The sequence below is a fragment of the Kitasatospora sp. NBC_01560 genome (genome assembly GCF_045208415.1).
Taxonomy (GTDB): domain Bacteria; phylum Actinomycetota; class Actinomycetes; order Streptomycetales; family Streptomycetaceae; genus Kitasatospora.
The window spans coordinates 5913990-5927622 of the sequence record NZ_CP109364.1 but is presented as its reverse complement, the minus strand read 5'-3'; the positions used below and the strand labels follow the sequence as shown (position 1 = coordinate 5927622).

11 protein-coding genes are annotated in these 13633 nt (G+C 74.0%); 4 read left to right on the top strand and 7 right to left on the bottom strand.

Annotated features, from left to right (window positions below; genetic code table 11):
- Positions 1-2 precede the first annotated feature (2 nt).
- Positions 3-257, top strand: coding sequence for a hypothetical protein (locus OH807_RS25900; RefSeq protein WP_406203033.1), 255 nt, complete (start codon positions 3-5; stop codon positions 255-257).
- A gap of 139 nt (positions 258-396) precedes the next feature.
- Here OH807_RS25900 and OH807_RS25895 read toward each other — a convergent pair whose 3' ends face one another.
- Both OH807_RS25895 and OH807_RS25890 read right to left on the bottom strand, forming a co-directional pair.
- Positions 397-1947 carry an MDR family MFS transporter gene (locus OH807_RS25895; protein WP_406203031.1) on the bottom strand — a complete coding sequence of 517 codons (1551 nt, stop codon included), beginning with the start codon at positions 1945-1947 and terminating at the stop codon, positions 397-399.
- A gap of 239 nt (positions 1948-2186) precedes the next feature.
- Complete coding sequence (locus tag OH807_RS25890; RefSeq protein ID WP_406203029.1) at positions 2187-2645, bottom strand: MarR family winged helix-turn-helix transcriptional regulator; 459 nt, start codon at positions 2643-2645, stop codon at positions 2187-2189.
- A 133-nt stretch (positions 2646-2778) separates the two neighbouring features.
- On the opposite strand from OH807_RS25890, the gene OH807_RS25885 reads away from it, so the two are divergent.
- Positions 2779-3822, top strand: coding sequence for an ABC transporter permease (locus tag OH807_RS25885; RefSeq protein ID WP_406203027.1), 1044 nt, complete (start codon positions 2779-2781; stop codon positions 3820-3822).
- A 65-nt stretch (positions 3823-3887) separates the two neighbouring features.
- Here OH807_RS25885 and OH807_RS25880 read toward each other — a convergent pair whose 3' ends face one another.
- From OH807_RS25880 to OH807_RS25860, 5 genes are all read right to left on the bottom strand, one after another.
- On the bottom strand, positions 3888-5105 hold the full coding sequence (locus OH807_RS25880; protein ID WP_406203025.1) for an ROK family protein: 1218 nt from the start codon (positions 5103-5105) through the stop codon (positions 3888-3890).
- A gap of 116 nt (positions 5106-5221) precedes the next feature.
- Entirely contained in the window at positions 5222-5746 is a 525-nt protein-coding gene (locus OH807_RS25875; protein WP_406203023.1) for a GtrA family protein, read from the bottom strand.
- A gap of 32 nt (positions 5747-5778) precedes the next feature.
- Entirely contained in the window at positions 5779-7230 is a 1452-nt protein-coding gene (locus OH807_RS25870; RefSeq protein WP_406203021.1) for a hypothetical protein, read from the bottom strand.
- A gap of 293 nt (positions 7231-7523) precedes the next feature.
- Positions 7524-9917 carry an endopeptidase La gene (gene lon, locus OH807_RS25865; RefSeq protein WP_406203019.1) on the bottom strand — a complete coding sequence of 798 codons (2394 nt, stop codon included), beginning with the start codon at positions 9915-9917 and terminating at the stop codon, positions 7524-7526.
- Between the two features lie 183 nt (positions 9918-10100).
- On the bottom strand, positions 10101-10922 hold the full coding sequence (locus OH807_RS25860) for a rhomboid-like protein (protein WP_406203017.1): 822 nt from the start codon (positions 10920-10922) through the stop codon (positions 10101-10103).
- Between the two features lie 562 nt (positions 10923-11484).
- Between OH807_RS25860 and OH807_RS25855 the strand changes: the two genes are divergently transcribed.
- Both OH807_RS25855 and OH807_RS25850 read left to right on the top strand, forming a co-directional pair.
- Complete coding sequence (locus OH807_RS25855) at positions 11485-12222, top strand: response regulator transcription factor (RefSeq protein WP_209411241.1); 738 nt, start codon at positions 11485-11487, stop codon at positions 12220-12222.
- Between the two features lie 110 nt (positions 12223-12332).
- Positions 12333-13463, top strand: a complete 1131-nt coding sequence (locus tag OH807_RS25850; RefSeq protein ID WP_406203015.1) for a sensor histidine kinase — start codon at positions 12333-12335, stop codon at positions 13461-13463.
- The last annotated feature ends 170 nt before the right edge of the window (positions 13464-13633 follow it).

Here is a 13633-nt window from a genome sequence, read left to right as displayed (position 1 = left end):
CCATGCACATCAAGTGGAACGCGCTGGCCCAGACCGCCGGCTTCAGCTTCGGCATCACCGTCGCCGTGGTCGCCGTCTTCGCCCTCGGCATCCTGGCGCTCTCCCGCCGGGAGGCCGCTCTCACCGCCCGCGGCGCAGCCTCCGGCGACGCCCCGGCCGCGGGCTCGGGCCGACTGGCCCTGGCCGGCGCGTACGCCTGCTTCGCGGTCTGCGGGGCGGCCGTCCTCTACGGCCTGTCGCTGATCGCCGGTCACTGACACCCGGACGCACCGGCACGAAGGGCCGGGGCGGGCGAGCGGTTCCCACCGCTTGCCCGCCCCGGCCCTTCGTCGTCCCCCGCCGGCGCCGCCCCGACGGCGCCGGCACTGGTCCCCCGACGGCCGTCCCCGGCCGCGGTCAGTCCTGCTGGGTGGTGCGCAGCACCGTCTCCCGGATGAACAGCACGGTGACGAAGGCCAGCAGCGCGAACGGCGCGGCGACCAGGAAGACCATGCCCACGCCGTGCCCGAAGGCGTCGGTCACCAGCGGCACGACCGCGGCGGGCAGCTTGTGCAGGTCCGGGATGCCGCCGCCGGCCGCGGCACCGCCGGCCGGGATGTGCGCGGCGGCGAGGTTCTCCGTCAGGTAGTGGCCGACCTTGTTGCTCATCAGGGCGCCGAGCGCGGAGACGCCCATCGCCCCGCCCATGGTGCGGAAGAAGGTGACCACCGAACTGGCCGCGCCGAGCTCGTGCCGGGGCACGGTGTTCTGCACGGCGAGGACGAGGTTCTGCATGGTCAGGCCGAGGCCCACGCCGGTGATCGCCATGTAGACGGAGAGCAGCCCGTAGGAGGTGTCGGCGCGGGCGGTGCCGAGCAGCCCGAAGCCGATCGCCAGCAGCAGCGTGCCGGAGACGAGGTAGATCTTCCACTTGCCGTACTTGGTGATCAGCCGGCCGGCGACGGTGGAGGAGACGGCCAGGCCGAGGATCATCGGCAGGGTCATCAGGCCGGCGATGGTCGGGGACTTCTCCTTCGCCAGCTGGAAGTACTGGCTGAGGAAGGTGGTCGCGCCGTACATCCCGACGCCGACCAGGACGCTGGCGATCGCGGCCAGGGTGACGGTGCGGAAGCGGAAGAGGTCCGGCGGGATGATCGGCTCCGCGGCGTGCTTCTCGACCACGACGGCCAGGGCGCCGAGCAGCAGGCCGCCGCCGACCATGACCGCGGTCTGCCAGGAGAGCCAGGCGTAGTTCTTGCCGGCGAGCGTGATCCAGATCATCAGCAGGCTGACGGCGCCGGTGATGACCAGCGCGCCCAGGTAGTCGATCTTCACCTTGCGCCGGACCACCGGCAGCTTCAGCGTGCGCTGGAGCACCGCGATCGCGGCCAGGGCGAACGGGATGCCGACGTAGAAGCACCAGCGCCAGCCCAGCCAGGAGGTGTCCACGATGACGCCGCCGACCAGCGGGCCGCCGATGGTGGCCAGCGCGAAGACGGCACCGAAGTAGCCGCTGTACCGGCCGCGCTCGCGCGGCGGGACCATCGCGGCCAGGCAGATCTGCGCCAGCGCGGTGACACCGCCGGCGCCGATGCCCTGGAGGGCGCGGCAGGCGATCAGCTGGCCGGTGTTCTGCGACAGGCCGGCCAGCGCCGAGGAGGCGATGTAGATGACCAGGGCTATCTGCAGCAGCAGCTTCTTGCTGGCGAGGTCGGAGAGCTTGCCCCAGATCGGCGTGGAGGCGGTGAGGGTGAGCAGGGTGGCGGTGATCACCCAGGTGTAGGCGGACTGGCCGCCGTGCAGGTCGGTGAGGATGCGGGGCAGGGCGTTGGAGACCACGGTCGACGAGAGCACGGCCACGAAGAGGCCGAGCAGCAGGCCGGACAGCGCCTCCATCACCTGCCGGTGCGTCATGGGGCGGTCGTCGGTGGTCGCGGCTCCGGTCGCGACCGGGGTGGTGACGGTCATCTGGGTCCTTCGGCGGGGGTGCGGGGGCGGAACGGGGTCGGCGGACGAGGGAGAGAGAATCGTTGCCTTAAGCAACCATAAGTCGGATGGTTGCTTAGGGCAACTTTCTTCAAGCCCAAGTAAAGTCCGCTCCCGGCCCGCACCCGGCCCGCCCGCGACCCCGTGCCCGACTCCCGTCCCCGGGGGCCCGGCTCCCGCCCGCGGCCCCGCCCCCGACTCCCGTCCCCCGGGGGCCCGGCTCAGACCCCGGTGGCCTCGCCGACCACGTCGTTGAAGCGGTGCAGCAGCTCCGCGAAACGGACCACGTCCTCCTCGGACCAGTTGGCCATCAGCGCCCGGACCCGCTCCATCCGCGCATCCCGCGCCCCCAGGAAGCGCCGCCGGCCGTCCTCGGTCAGCGAGACCAGCGCCGACCTGCGGTCCAGCGGATCCACCTCCCGGCTCACCAGGCCCAGCTCCTCCAGCGCCCGGATCTGCCGGCTCACCGTGGCCTTGCCCACGGAGAAGTGCACGCCGACGTCGGTCACCCGCACCTGTCCGGCCTGCTCGACGTAGGCGAGCATGCTGTACGCCATGCCCTCCAGCCGGGGGTGCACCCGGCGGGACATCTCCGCCACCCGGGCCCGGCCGCGCCGGAACAGCAGCGCGACCTCGCGCTCCACCGCCATCAGGTACTCGTCGTCACTCACCGTACTCACGGCGCCAGTATCCCGCAGCCGGCCCGGCCGGATCGCGCCGCCGGAGCGGCGCGGGAGCGGCACCGGACCAACTAGTTAATGATATGAAGTATTTGGTTTCCCCGACTTTCCACCGATCCGCGAGGAGATGTGCATGACCGCCCCAGGACAGGTACCGAGCCCGGGCCTCGTCGCCGAACTGAAGGGAGCGGTCACCCCGCGCACGGCGCTGCTGGTGATCGCCGTGCTCCTGCTCCAGTTCGGCTTCATCACCTCCTACGTCGGCGCCCTGCACCACCCGACCCCGCACGAGCTGTCGATCGCGGTGGTCGCCCCGCCACAGGTCTCCCCCAAGCTGGTCGCGGGCCTGGAGTCGGTGCCGGACGACGCCGTGAGGGCCAGTACCGCACCGGACGCCGAGACGGCCACCGCGCTGATCAAGGACCAGAAGATCTACGCCGCGCTGGTCTTCGACCCGGCCGGCACCGAGGACACCCTGCTGGTCGGCGGCGCCCGCGGCCCGTCCGCGGCCCGGGCCGCCGACACCATCGTCACCGGACTGGAGAAGTCCCAGGGCCGGACGGTGAAGACCGTGGACGTGGTGCCGCTCGCCAAGGGCGACCCCAACGGCCTCACCTCCTTCTACCTGGTGATCGGCTGGTGCGTCGGCGGCTACCTGGTGGCCTCGATCCTCGGCGTCAGCGCCGGTGCCAAGCCCGCCAACACCAACCGCGCGGTGATCCGGCTCGGCGCCCTGGCGCTGTACTCGGTCGCGGCCGGCATCGGCGGAGCGCTGATCGTCGGCCCGGTGCTGGACGCGCTGCCCGGATCGTTCTGGGGGCTGGCCGGCGTGGGCGCACTGGTGGTCTTCGCGGTCGGCGCCTTCACCATGGCGCTGCAGTGCCTGTTCGACATCATCGGCATCGGCATCGCGGTGCTGATCTTCGTGGTGCTCGGCAACCCGAGTGCGGGCGGCGTCTTCCCACCGCCGCTGATGCCGCCGTTCTGGCGGGCGATCGGCGCCTGGATCCCGAACGGCGCCGGCACCGACGCGACCCGCTCGATCGCCTACTTCGGCGCCACCGGCCTCGCCATGCCGCTGCTGGTCCTGCTGGCCTGGGCGCTGGTCGGGGTCGCGATCACCTTCGCCGCCGTCCTGCGCGGTCCGCGCGGCGGCCGCGAGCTCGTGCGCCTGTAAGCGGCGCCCCTGGTCCGACACCTGAGCCGGCACCTCGGCCCGCACCTGGGCCCGCGCCGGCCGGGTCAGGCGTCCAGCCGCCCCGGATCGGCGACGATCGCCCGGACCACGCCGACCGCGGCCCCGAGCAGCGGGCCGCGGCGGCCCAGCCGGGAGACCGTCAGCCGCTCGTCCGACCAGGGCCGCACCGTCACCCGGGCCGCCAGCTCGGCCCGCATCGCCGGGAGCAGCCAGGGCGCCAGCTGGGCGTAGCCGCCGCCCAGCACCACCTCGGCCGGGTCGAGCAGGTTGACCGCCCCGGCCGAGGCGGTGCCCAGCGCCCGGCCGGCCCCGGCCAGCGCGGTGTGGACCTCCTCGTCCCCGAGCTCGGCCCGCTCGGCGAGCAGCGCCACCCAGTCCCCGCGGATGCCGTCCAGGCCGGCCGCCCGCAGCACCGCGGCCTCCCCCGCGTACTGCTCCAGGCAGCCGTGCGACCCGCAGGCGCAGCGGGGGCCGCCGGGGTGGACGGGTACGTGGCCCAGCTCGCCCGCGAAGCCGCGGGCCCCACGCAGCAGCCGGCCGCCGATCACGATCGCGGCGCCGACCCCGGCCTCCGCGGAGACGTGCAGGAAGTGGTCCGGCGCACCGCCCAGCCAGAGCTCGGCGAGCCCGCCCAGATTGGCCTCGTTCTCGACGTCGAAGGGCAGTTCGGCCAGCCGGTCGGCGCCCGCCGCGCGCAGTGCGAGCCGCAGCTCGGCGGCGAGCGGCACGTCCTGCCAGCCGAGGTTGGCGGCGCGCTGGAGCATGCCGCCGCCACCGTCGCCGACCAGCCCGGGCACCGCCAGGGTCAGCCCGGCGGGGCGCAGTCCGGCGTCGGCGACGGCCCGGCGCAGCAGCTCGGCCAGGTCGGCCATCACCGCGGCGGGCTGCCGGTCCCGGTTGCGGATCTCCTGGCGGCGCCAGGAGCGCACCTCGCCGCGCAGGTCGACCACGCAGGCGCCGAGGTGCTCCACGCCGATCTCGGCGCCGAGCCCGCCGGGCCCCCGCGGGTTGAGGCCCAGGGCCGTGCCGGGCCGGCCGACCTTGCCGCTGGGCGTGGCCGGGCCCTCCTCGACGACCAGGCCGGCCGCGATCAGCTCCTCGGCCAGCGAGGAGACGGCCGCCCGGGTCAGGCCGGTGTCGGCGGCCACCTCGGCGCGGGAGCGCGGGGCGCGGGCGATCACCCCGAGCACCAGGGCCAGGTTGGCCCGGCGCATGCCCTGCTGGCTGGCGGGCCCGGCCCGGAGGCCGTCCGTCTCGCGCATCGCCCTCACCCCGCTCGGCCGCCGGTCACCCGCCTCGGGGTGCGTCCCTCATTGGCAGCGTAGCCGCGTTCGCACCACGGCTCCCGGCGGGCTGGGACGGGGCCGGGCGGACCGGGCTAGGAGATCCGCTGGGGCTGCTGCTCCGCCCGGGTGGCGGCCGGCTCGGCGACGCCGGTGAAGACCCAGCGGCGCATCGCCCAGTAGCGGAACAGCATCGCGACGAAGGTGCCCACGACCATCCCGCTGAGGAAGTCGGCGACCTCCTGGGTGAGGGCCGTCACCTGGGGCTCGCGCAGCTCCAGCAGGTAGCGCGAGGCGATCAGCGGGAGGTCGTTGACGGCGATCGCCACCGTGCTGACCAGCAGGAACAGCGGCAGCTCACGGCGCCGGCCGACGGCCCGGAAGGACCACTGGCGGTTGAGCACGTACGAGACCGCGGTGCCCACCACGGTGGCCGCGGTGAGCGCCACGACCGGCTTGTGCGCCAGCACGGTGAACTTCAGCGAGAAGTTGAGCACCGTGGTCAGGGCGAAGCAGGCACCGCCGACCAGCAGGAACTTCACCAGCCGGCGGTGCCTGACCAGGAACGGGCGCAGCCCGGCCGGCACCCTGGCCAGAGCGCGCTGCGTGGGGGACGGCATCCTCGCAGTCTGACCACGGTGCCCGCCGGCCGCTACTCCGCGGTGATCCGCAGCACCCCGGTGGTGGTGCCCTGGTAGACGACGCCGCCGGGGGCGATCGAGCCGACCATCTGGAGGGTGTCGAAGAGGAACCCGGCGCCGGTGTACCGGGTGCGCACCACGGCGCCGGTGCGCGGGTCGATCTCCGCGTAGTAGTAGGGGTCCAGCACCGAGGTGGCGTCGGTGCCGGGGATCACGGGCCTGCGCAGCACGGTGTGGATCAGGCCGTCGGCGGTGGAGAGCCGGGGGACGGCGGCGGAGCGCACCTTGTTGTCCCAGGCCAGGTCGCAGCCGGAGCCGTCCGCCCGGACGTCCACCCGGCTGAGCCCGCCGGAGAACGTGCCGGAGGACGGCACGGCGGGCCCCGCGTCGGCGGGCAGCTTCGGGTACGGGTAGCCGTAGGTGGAGGCGACGAAGACGGCGTTGCCGACGGCCACCGGTGAGTTCTCGCTGCCGCTGCCGCCGGCCTTCAGTACCGGGACGGAGCAGACGGGTGTGCCGTCGGAGGTCCGGTAGACCAGCAGGTTCACCGTCGGTGCGGCGTTGTCGACGACGGTGACGTAGTCGGTGCCGGTGCGCGGCCCGAAGAAGGTCGGCGTCGAGCCGGTGCCCCAGCTGAGCTGGCCGGGCTTGCGGCCGGGCCCGCGGTCGTAGGCCCGGCGCCAGGCGATCCGCGGGGTGCCGTCGGCGTCGGCGGTGAGCAGGTAGGTGGCGTGGGTGGTGGCGACGGCGGTGCCGGCCGGGGCGGTGGAGATCGAGTTGGCGACTCTCTCGCCGGCGGGCAGGGCCAGTGTGCGGACGGTACCGGTGCGGTCGTCGGCGGTGCCGGCCACGCCGTTGCCGGTGGCGAACCAGACCCGGCCCTGCCAGTCCGGGGAGATCCCGGTGACGGCGTCGCCGTCGGGCACCGCGCCGGCCAGCGGCAGGCTGCTGTCGACGGTCAGTGCCCAGGCGCCGGAGGCGGTGCGGTGGTGCCCGATCCGCAGCAGCCGGCGCTCGCCGTCGACGGCCACCAGGCGGTCGTCCTGGTCCAGGTAGGCGTAGACGCCGCCGAGCAGCGAGCCCTTGGCGAGCGGCAGTTCGGCGAGCGAGCCGCCGTCCGCCGGGTCGAGCAGGTGGACGGTCGGGGTGAGGCCGAAGATGGTGGTGCAGAGCGCGACGGGGTAGCCGTCCGAGCCGACCAGCACGGTCGGGCAGGCGGACTGCAGGGCCACCCGGTCGGAGGTGAGCGGTCCGGGCTTCGGCCCGGGCAGCGGGGTGGCGTCCGAGGAGCCGGTGTCGCCGTGCATGGTGGCGGTGCCGTCCGGTCCCGCGTACGGGTTGTGCGGCGGCAGCGGCGCGTACGGGGTGTCGGCGCGGGCCGGGGCGGCGCACGCCAGGAGGAGGGCGGCGGCGAGCACGGCGGCGCGCGAAGGCAGGGCGAGGCGCATGGGTTGTCGTCCCATTCGGGTGAGTGGAGAGGCGGACCGCGGACAGCGGTGCGCACCACCCGGAGGGGGTTCCCGGCGGGCTGCCGGGTGGGTCACCGCGCTGGTCAGAGCGCGCGGCGACAGATCGCGGAGCATGCGTGGGCCAGGTCGACGTCGAGTCGACGGCTCAGGTACGCATGGCTGGTCACCCCGCCAGCCTGCCCGGCTGACGGGGTGTCTCACAAGAACCGTCTCACCCTGCGGTCGGGCGGCCCGGTGCGATCCGTCGATCGCACCGGGCCGCCCGGGCCGCAGCACCGTTGTCGGGCTCAGGCGGCGACCAGCACCTCGGCCGGCTCCAGGGCCAGCTTCAGCACCTCCCGGACGTCCGAGACCGGGTGGACGGTGAGCCGCTCCAGGACCTCGGCCGGGACGTCGTCCAGGTCGGCCTCGTTCCGCTTGGGGATGATCACCGTGGTGACCCCGGCCCGGTCGGCGGCGAGCAGCTTCTGCTTCACCCCGCCGATCGGCAGCACCCGCCCGGTCAGCGACACCTCGCCGGTCATCGCCACGTCGGTGCGCACCTTGCGCCCGGAGAGCAGCGAGGCCAGTGCCGTGGTCATGGTGACGCCGGCGCTCGGGCCGTCCTTGGGGACGGCTCCGGCGGGGACGTGCAGGTGCACGCCGCGGTCCCGCAGCGAGGTGACGGGCAGCTCCAGCTCGGCGCCGCGCGAGCGGAGGAAGGAGAGCGCGATGTGCGCGGACTCCTTCATCACGTCGCCCAGCTGCCCGGTCAGGGTGAGCCCGGTGCCGCCGGTCTCCGCGTCGGCGAGCGAGGCCTCGATGTAGAGGACGTCGCCGCCGGCGCCGGTGACCGCCAGGCCGGTCGCCACCCCGGGGACGGCCGTGCGCCGTTCGGCCGGCTCCTGCGCGGCCTCCGGCACGTGGTGCGGCCGGCCGATCAGGGCGCGGAGGTCCTCGGCGCCGACGGCGACGGGCAGCTCGCGCTCGCCCAGCTCGTGCTGCGCGGCGATCTTGCGCAGCACCCGGGCGATCGAGCGTTCGAGCGTCCGGACGCCGGCCTCGCGGGTGTACTCGCCGGCCAGCCGGCGCAGCGCGGACTCGTCGACCGCGACCTCGCCGTCCCGGAGGCCGGCCTTCTCCAGCTGGCGCGGGAGCAGGTGGTCGCGGGCGATGACGACCTTCTCGTCCTCGGTGTAGCCGTCCAGGCGGACCAGCTCCATCCGGTCGAGCAGCGGCTCGGGGATGGCCTCCAGCACATTGGCGGTGGCGAGGAAGACCACGTCGGAGAGGTCCAGCTCGACCTCCAGGTAGTGGTCGCGGAAGGTGTGGTTCTGCGCCGGGTCGAGCACCTCCAGCAGGGCGGCCGCCGGGTCGCCCCGGTAGTCGGAGCCGACCTTGTCGATCTCGTCCAGCAGGACGACCGGGTTCATCGAGCCGGCCTCCTTGATGGCGCGGACCAGGCGGCCGGGCAGCGCGCCGACGTAGGTGCGCCGGTGGCCGCGGATCTCCGCCTCGTCCCGCACGCCGCCGAGCGCGACCCGGACGAACTTGCGGCCCATGGCGCGGGCCACCGACTCGCCCAGCGAGGTCTTGCCGACCCCGGGCGGGCCGACCAGCGCCAGCACCGCGCCGCCCCGGCGTCCGCCGACCAGGCCGAGGCCCTGGTCGGCCCGGCGCTTGCGCACCGCGAGGTACTCGACGATGCGCTCCTTCACGTCGGCCAGGCCGGCGTGGTCGGCGTCCAGGACGGCGCGGGCGCCGGCGATGTCGTAGGCGTCCTCGGTGCGCTCGCTCCACGGGAGCTCCAGCACGGTGTCCAGCCAGGTGCGGATCCAGGAGCCCTCGGGCGACTGGTCGCTCGCGCGCTCCAGCTTGTCGACCTCCTTGAGCGCGGCCTCGCGGACCTTCTCGGGCAGGTCGGCGGCCTCGACCCGGGCGCGGTAGTCGCCCTCCTCGTCGGCCGGGTCGCCGTTCAGCTCGGCCAGCTCCTTGCGGACGGCCTCCAGCTGGCGGCGGAGCAGGAACTCCTTCTGCTGCTTGGCGACGCCCTCCTCGACGTCCTTGCGGATGGTGTCGTTGACCTCCTCCTCGGCGAGGTGGTCGCGCAGCAGGCCGAGGGCGTACTCCAGCCGGGCCACCTGGTCGGCCTCCAGCAGCACCTTGAGCTTCTGCTCGGCGGTGGCGAAGGACGCGTAGCCGATGTTGTCGGCCAGCTCGCCGACGCCCTCGATCTGGGCCACCCGGTCGACGATCTGCCAGGCGCCGCGCCTGCGCAGCCACTGGGTGGAGAGCGCCTTGTACTCCTTGACCAGCTCGGCGGCGCGCCCCGCCACCGGGGTGCCGACCGAGGACTCCCGGAACGGCGTGGTCTCCACCCAGAGCGCGGCCCCGGGCCCGGTGGTGCCGACGCCGATCCGGACCCGGCGCACGGCGCGGACCAGCGCGGCCGGCTCCCCGTCGGCCAGCCGGCCGACCTGCTCGACGGTGGCGAGGGTGCCGGCCGCCGCGTACGAGCCGTCCACCCGCGGGACCAGCAGGACCTGGGGCTTGCCGGTGCCGCCGGCCGCCGCCCGGGCGGCCTCGACCGCGGCCCGCACCTCGGTGTCCTTCAGGTCCAGCGGGACGACCATGCCCGGGAGCACGACCTCGTCGTCGAGCGGCAGCACGGGCAGGGTGAGCGGTGTGGACGTCGATGCCATGATCTCTCCCCAGTCAGTGAAGTTGAGTTGACCTGACTAAGGTTTGGCAACAGCCGATTGTTCCCCCGGATCTGTTCGCCGTGAGCGAACAGGGAAGGGCCCGGACGGCACCGGAGGGCACCGTCAAAAACACCTGGGGCGGGTCAGCGTCCGAGAGAGCCGGTCAGCGACCGAGGGGGCGGGTCACGGCCGGTCGAGCACGGCCGCGCCGCGGGAGGCCGGGGCGGCGGCGACCGCGGAGGCCGCGGGTGACGGGGCCGGCGCGGCCGGGCCGGGCCGGTGCGGGCGGCGGTCCACGTCCCGCCGCAGCCGGCGCCAGAGCGCCACACCCACCAGCAGGGCCACCGGGTGGCCGATGCCGGTCACCAGGTCCTGGTCGCTCGCGTACTGCTCGGCCAGCAGCGCACCCGCCGCACCCAGCGCCAGCAGCCGCCCGCGCAGCGGGAGCAGCCCGGCCAGCGCACCGAGGCTGGCCAGCACGCCGTAACTGACACCGATGTCGAGGTAGTCCATCGCCTCCGGCTCCACCCGCCCGGTCTCCACGCCGATGACGACCACCGACTGGGAGAGCAGCGTGGCGGTGATGTGCCCGGCCGCGAAGACGGCGGCCGCCCGGCCCGGCCCCACCCGGCGCTCCAGCGGGGCGACGGTGAAGGCGAAGGCCCACAGGTAGGGCATCCAGATCGTCCCGGCCACCCAGAAGCCGCTGAACAGCAGCGCACGCAGCGGGTGGTGCAACAGGTTGTGGCCGTCCGAGCTGGACGCCTCCTGGAGGCGGAGCACCAGGCCCGGGTCGGCCAGCTTGGCGAAGGTGGTGGTCGCGCAGACCACGGCGAGGTACCCGAGCGCGAAGGGGTTGCGCCGCGGCGTCGGCAGCCGGCCGAGCAGCCACTCGGCCACCCCGGTCCGCAGCCCGTGGCGCAGCATCGCGTACGGCGGTCCGGCGCCCGGCCGCACACCGGGACGCGTCCCGTTCCGCCCAGCACCCTTCAGCAGCCCCGCCATGCCGCCTCCGCTCCAGACCCGCAGCAACCGGCTCCCGTCCGGTGCCCAAGGTACCGGCGCGCGCCGGAATTCCCACCCCCGCGAATCTTGTCGTGCCCACGGTACGTTGCGGTCCTGGGAGCCCGCTGGGAAATCCCCGTGAACATCTACAAATCGATCGACCCCCCGGAACCGCCGCCTTGGTCCAGACCTTCCCTCTGTTTACGCACGAGTAGCGCCCCTGACCGGCGGCTCGGCGTCAACTGGAGTGCATACGTACCGTTACGGAGTGAAAAATCGCCGGGTAAGGTAGCGGCCCGTGCCCACTCCCGAGTGGGTCCGGGGGCGGCCCGAAAGCCCGCCCGCGGGCCGGAAACGTCCGGTCCACCTGCCGGGAGGCAGCCGCGGTCCGTACGCTGCGAAGTGTGCGGGAACGGTGGGCGGTCCACACCTGCCCTCCGGTCCACGCACGCGCTACGGGACGGCGGACCCGGCACAAGTCCACGACGGAACAAGACTACGAGCGGAGCCCCGCCATCCCCACAGGTGGCCGGCCCGCAGCCCTGGGGGCGGTGGCGTGACCGTGACAGAAATTCAGCAGGACAACCAGAACAGCGGCGGCACGGTGAGCAGCCAGCGCAGAGTGCTGGTGGTGGAGGACGAGCCGACGATCGCCGAGTCGATCGCGGCCCGGCTGGGCGCGGAGGGCTTCAAGGTCGCCGTGGCTCACGACGGCCCGGGTGCCGTCGACGGCTTCCACACGTGGCAGCCCGACCTGGTCGTGCTCGACATCATGCTGCCCGGATTCGACGGCCTCGAAGTGTGCCGCCGGATCCAGGCCCAGCGCCCGGTACCGGTGCTGATGCTGACGGCGCGCGACGACGAGACGGACCTGCTGGTCGGCCTCGGCGTCGGTGCCGACGACTACATGACCAAGCCCTTCTCCATGCGCGAACTGGCGGCACGGGTCAACGTGCTGCTGCGCCGGGTCGAGCGCGCCCAGCAGGCCGCCCGCACCCCCGCACTCGGCTCGCTGCGCTTCGGCGAGCTGGAGATCGACCACGTGCAGCGCCGGGTCCGGCTGGCCTCGGGCGACGTCCACCTGACGCCGACCGAGTTCGACCTGCTCGCCTGCCTGGCCGCCCAGCCGCGCGCGGTCCTCACCCGCGAACAGCTGCTGGCGGAGGTGTGGGACTGGACGGATGCCTCCGGCACCCGCACCGTCGACAGCCACGTCAAGGCACTGCGCCGCAAGATCGGCGCCAGCTGGATCCGCACCGTGCACGGTGTCGGCTACGCGCTGGAGGCCCCGCTCTCCTAGCGGCGCCTCGGGCGACGGGCCTCCGGGGGGCCCGTGTCCCGAACCGCCGTGACCGCGCGGGCGTCACAGCACGTGCGGGGATCACAGCACGCGGGGGATCAAGGGGAGCAATGACCTTTCCACAGCAACGCAACGGGGACGCCGGCAGCACCCGGCGGCCCACCCTGGCCGCCCGCGCCGCCCACCGGGTCTGGGCCGACATCCGGCCGCTCGACCCGGTCCGCTCCATCAAGGGCAAACTCGCCCTGCTGGTGATCGTCTCGGTCTTCCTGGCCACCGGCATGGTCGTGGTGGCGATCCGGTCCGAGACGCAGATCCGGATCATCATGGTCTTCTCCATGATCGCCTCACTGCTCTTCATGCAGTTCCTCGCGCACGGGCTGACCGCCCCGCTGCGCGACATGACCGCCGCCGCCCGCGCGATGGCCTCCGGCGACTACAGCCGCCGGGTCGAGGTGAACTCGCGCGACGAGATCGGCGAGCTGGCGGCCACCTTCAACCAGATGGCGGCCGATCTGGAGGCCGCCGACCGGCACCGCCGCGAGCTGGTCGCCAACGTCTCGCACGAGCTCCGCACGCCCATCGCGGCGCTGCGCGCCGTGCTGGAGAACGTGGTCGACGGCGTGGTCCAGCCGAACCCGGCCACCCTGGGTGCCGCGCTGGAGCAGACCGAGCGGCTCGGCCGGCTGGTCACCCACCTGCTCGACCTCTCCAAGATCGACGACGGCGTGGTCGACCTGGACGCCCGCCCCTTCGAGGTGCGCGAGTTCCTGGACGGCGTGCTGCGCGGGGTCACCGTGGACGGCGCGACCGCCGGCGGGGCGTTCTCCCGGCGCGGGGACGTCCGGCTGGCCCTGGAGGTCAGCCCGGCCGGCCTGACCGGCGTGGCGGACCCGGAGCGGCTCCACCAGGTGGTCGCCAACCTGGTCGACAACGCCTGCAAGCACTCCCCGCCCAACGGCACCGTCACGGTCCGCGCCCGGCCCGGGGACGGCCCCGGCACGCTGCTGCTGGAGGTCGAGGACGAGGGCCCGGGCATCCCGCCGGCCGACCGCAGCCGGGTCTTCGAGCGGTTCAGCCGCAGTGGCACCGCCACCGCCCAGGGGCCCGGCTCCGACGGCGGGACCGGCCTGGGGCTGGCCATCGCCCGGTGGGCGGTGGACCTGCACGGCGGTCGGATCGAGGTGGCCGAGGCGGCCCGCGGCTGCCGGATCGAGGTACGGCTGCCCGGCCCGCGCTAGGGTCCGTCCGGGGACGACGGACTCCGGGGCGCCCGGTGTTCGGACGTTCGGACGGACTTCGCCCCCATGTCACAGAACCGACACAGACGCATACGGATCTTCCTGTGACGTTTTGTCCGGTTCGGTCCAGATATTGGCGTCGATCAGGCGTGATCGGTTCCCATCCCCTG

Bases quoted from the DNA above. Each gene is read 5' to 3' on its own strand.
- OH807_RS25900 (WP_406203033.1), top strand. From the start codon at position 3: ATGCACATCAAGTGGAACGCGCTGGCCCAGACCGCCGGCTTCAGCTTC.
- OH807_RS25895 (WP_406203031.1), bottom strand. From the start codon at position 1,947: ATGACCGTCACCACCCCGGTCGCGACCGGAGCCGCGACCACCGACGAC.
- OH807_RS25885 (WP_406203027.1), top strand. From the start codon at position 2,779: ATGACCGCCCCAGGACAGGTACCGAGCCCGGGCCTCGTCGCCGAACTG.
- OH807_RS25880 (WP_406203025.1), bottom strand. From the start codon at position 5,105: ATGCGCGAGACGGACGGCCTCCGGGCCGGGCCCGCCAGCCAGCAGGGC.
- OH807_RS25875 (WP_406203023.1), bottom strand. From the start codon at position 5,746: ATGCCGTCCCCCACGCAGCGCGCTCTGGCCAGGGTGCCGGCCGGGCTG.
- OH807_RS25870 (WP_406203021.1), bottom strand. From the start codon at position 7,230: ATGGGACGACAACCCATGCGCCTCGCCCTGCCTTCGCGCGCCGCCGTG.
- lon (WP_406203019.1), bottom strand. From the start codon at position 9,917: ATGGCATCGACGTCCACACCGCTCACCCTGCCCGTGCTGCCGCTCGAC.
- OH807_RS25860 (WP_406203017.1), bottom strand. From the start codon at position 10,922: ATGGCGGGGCTGCTGAAGGGTGCTGGGCGGAACGGGACGCGTCCCGGT.
- OH807_RS25850 (WP_406203015.1), top strand. From the start codon at position 12,333: ATGACCTTTCCACAGCAACGCAACGGGGACGCCGGCAGCACCCGGCGG.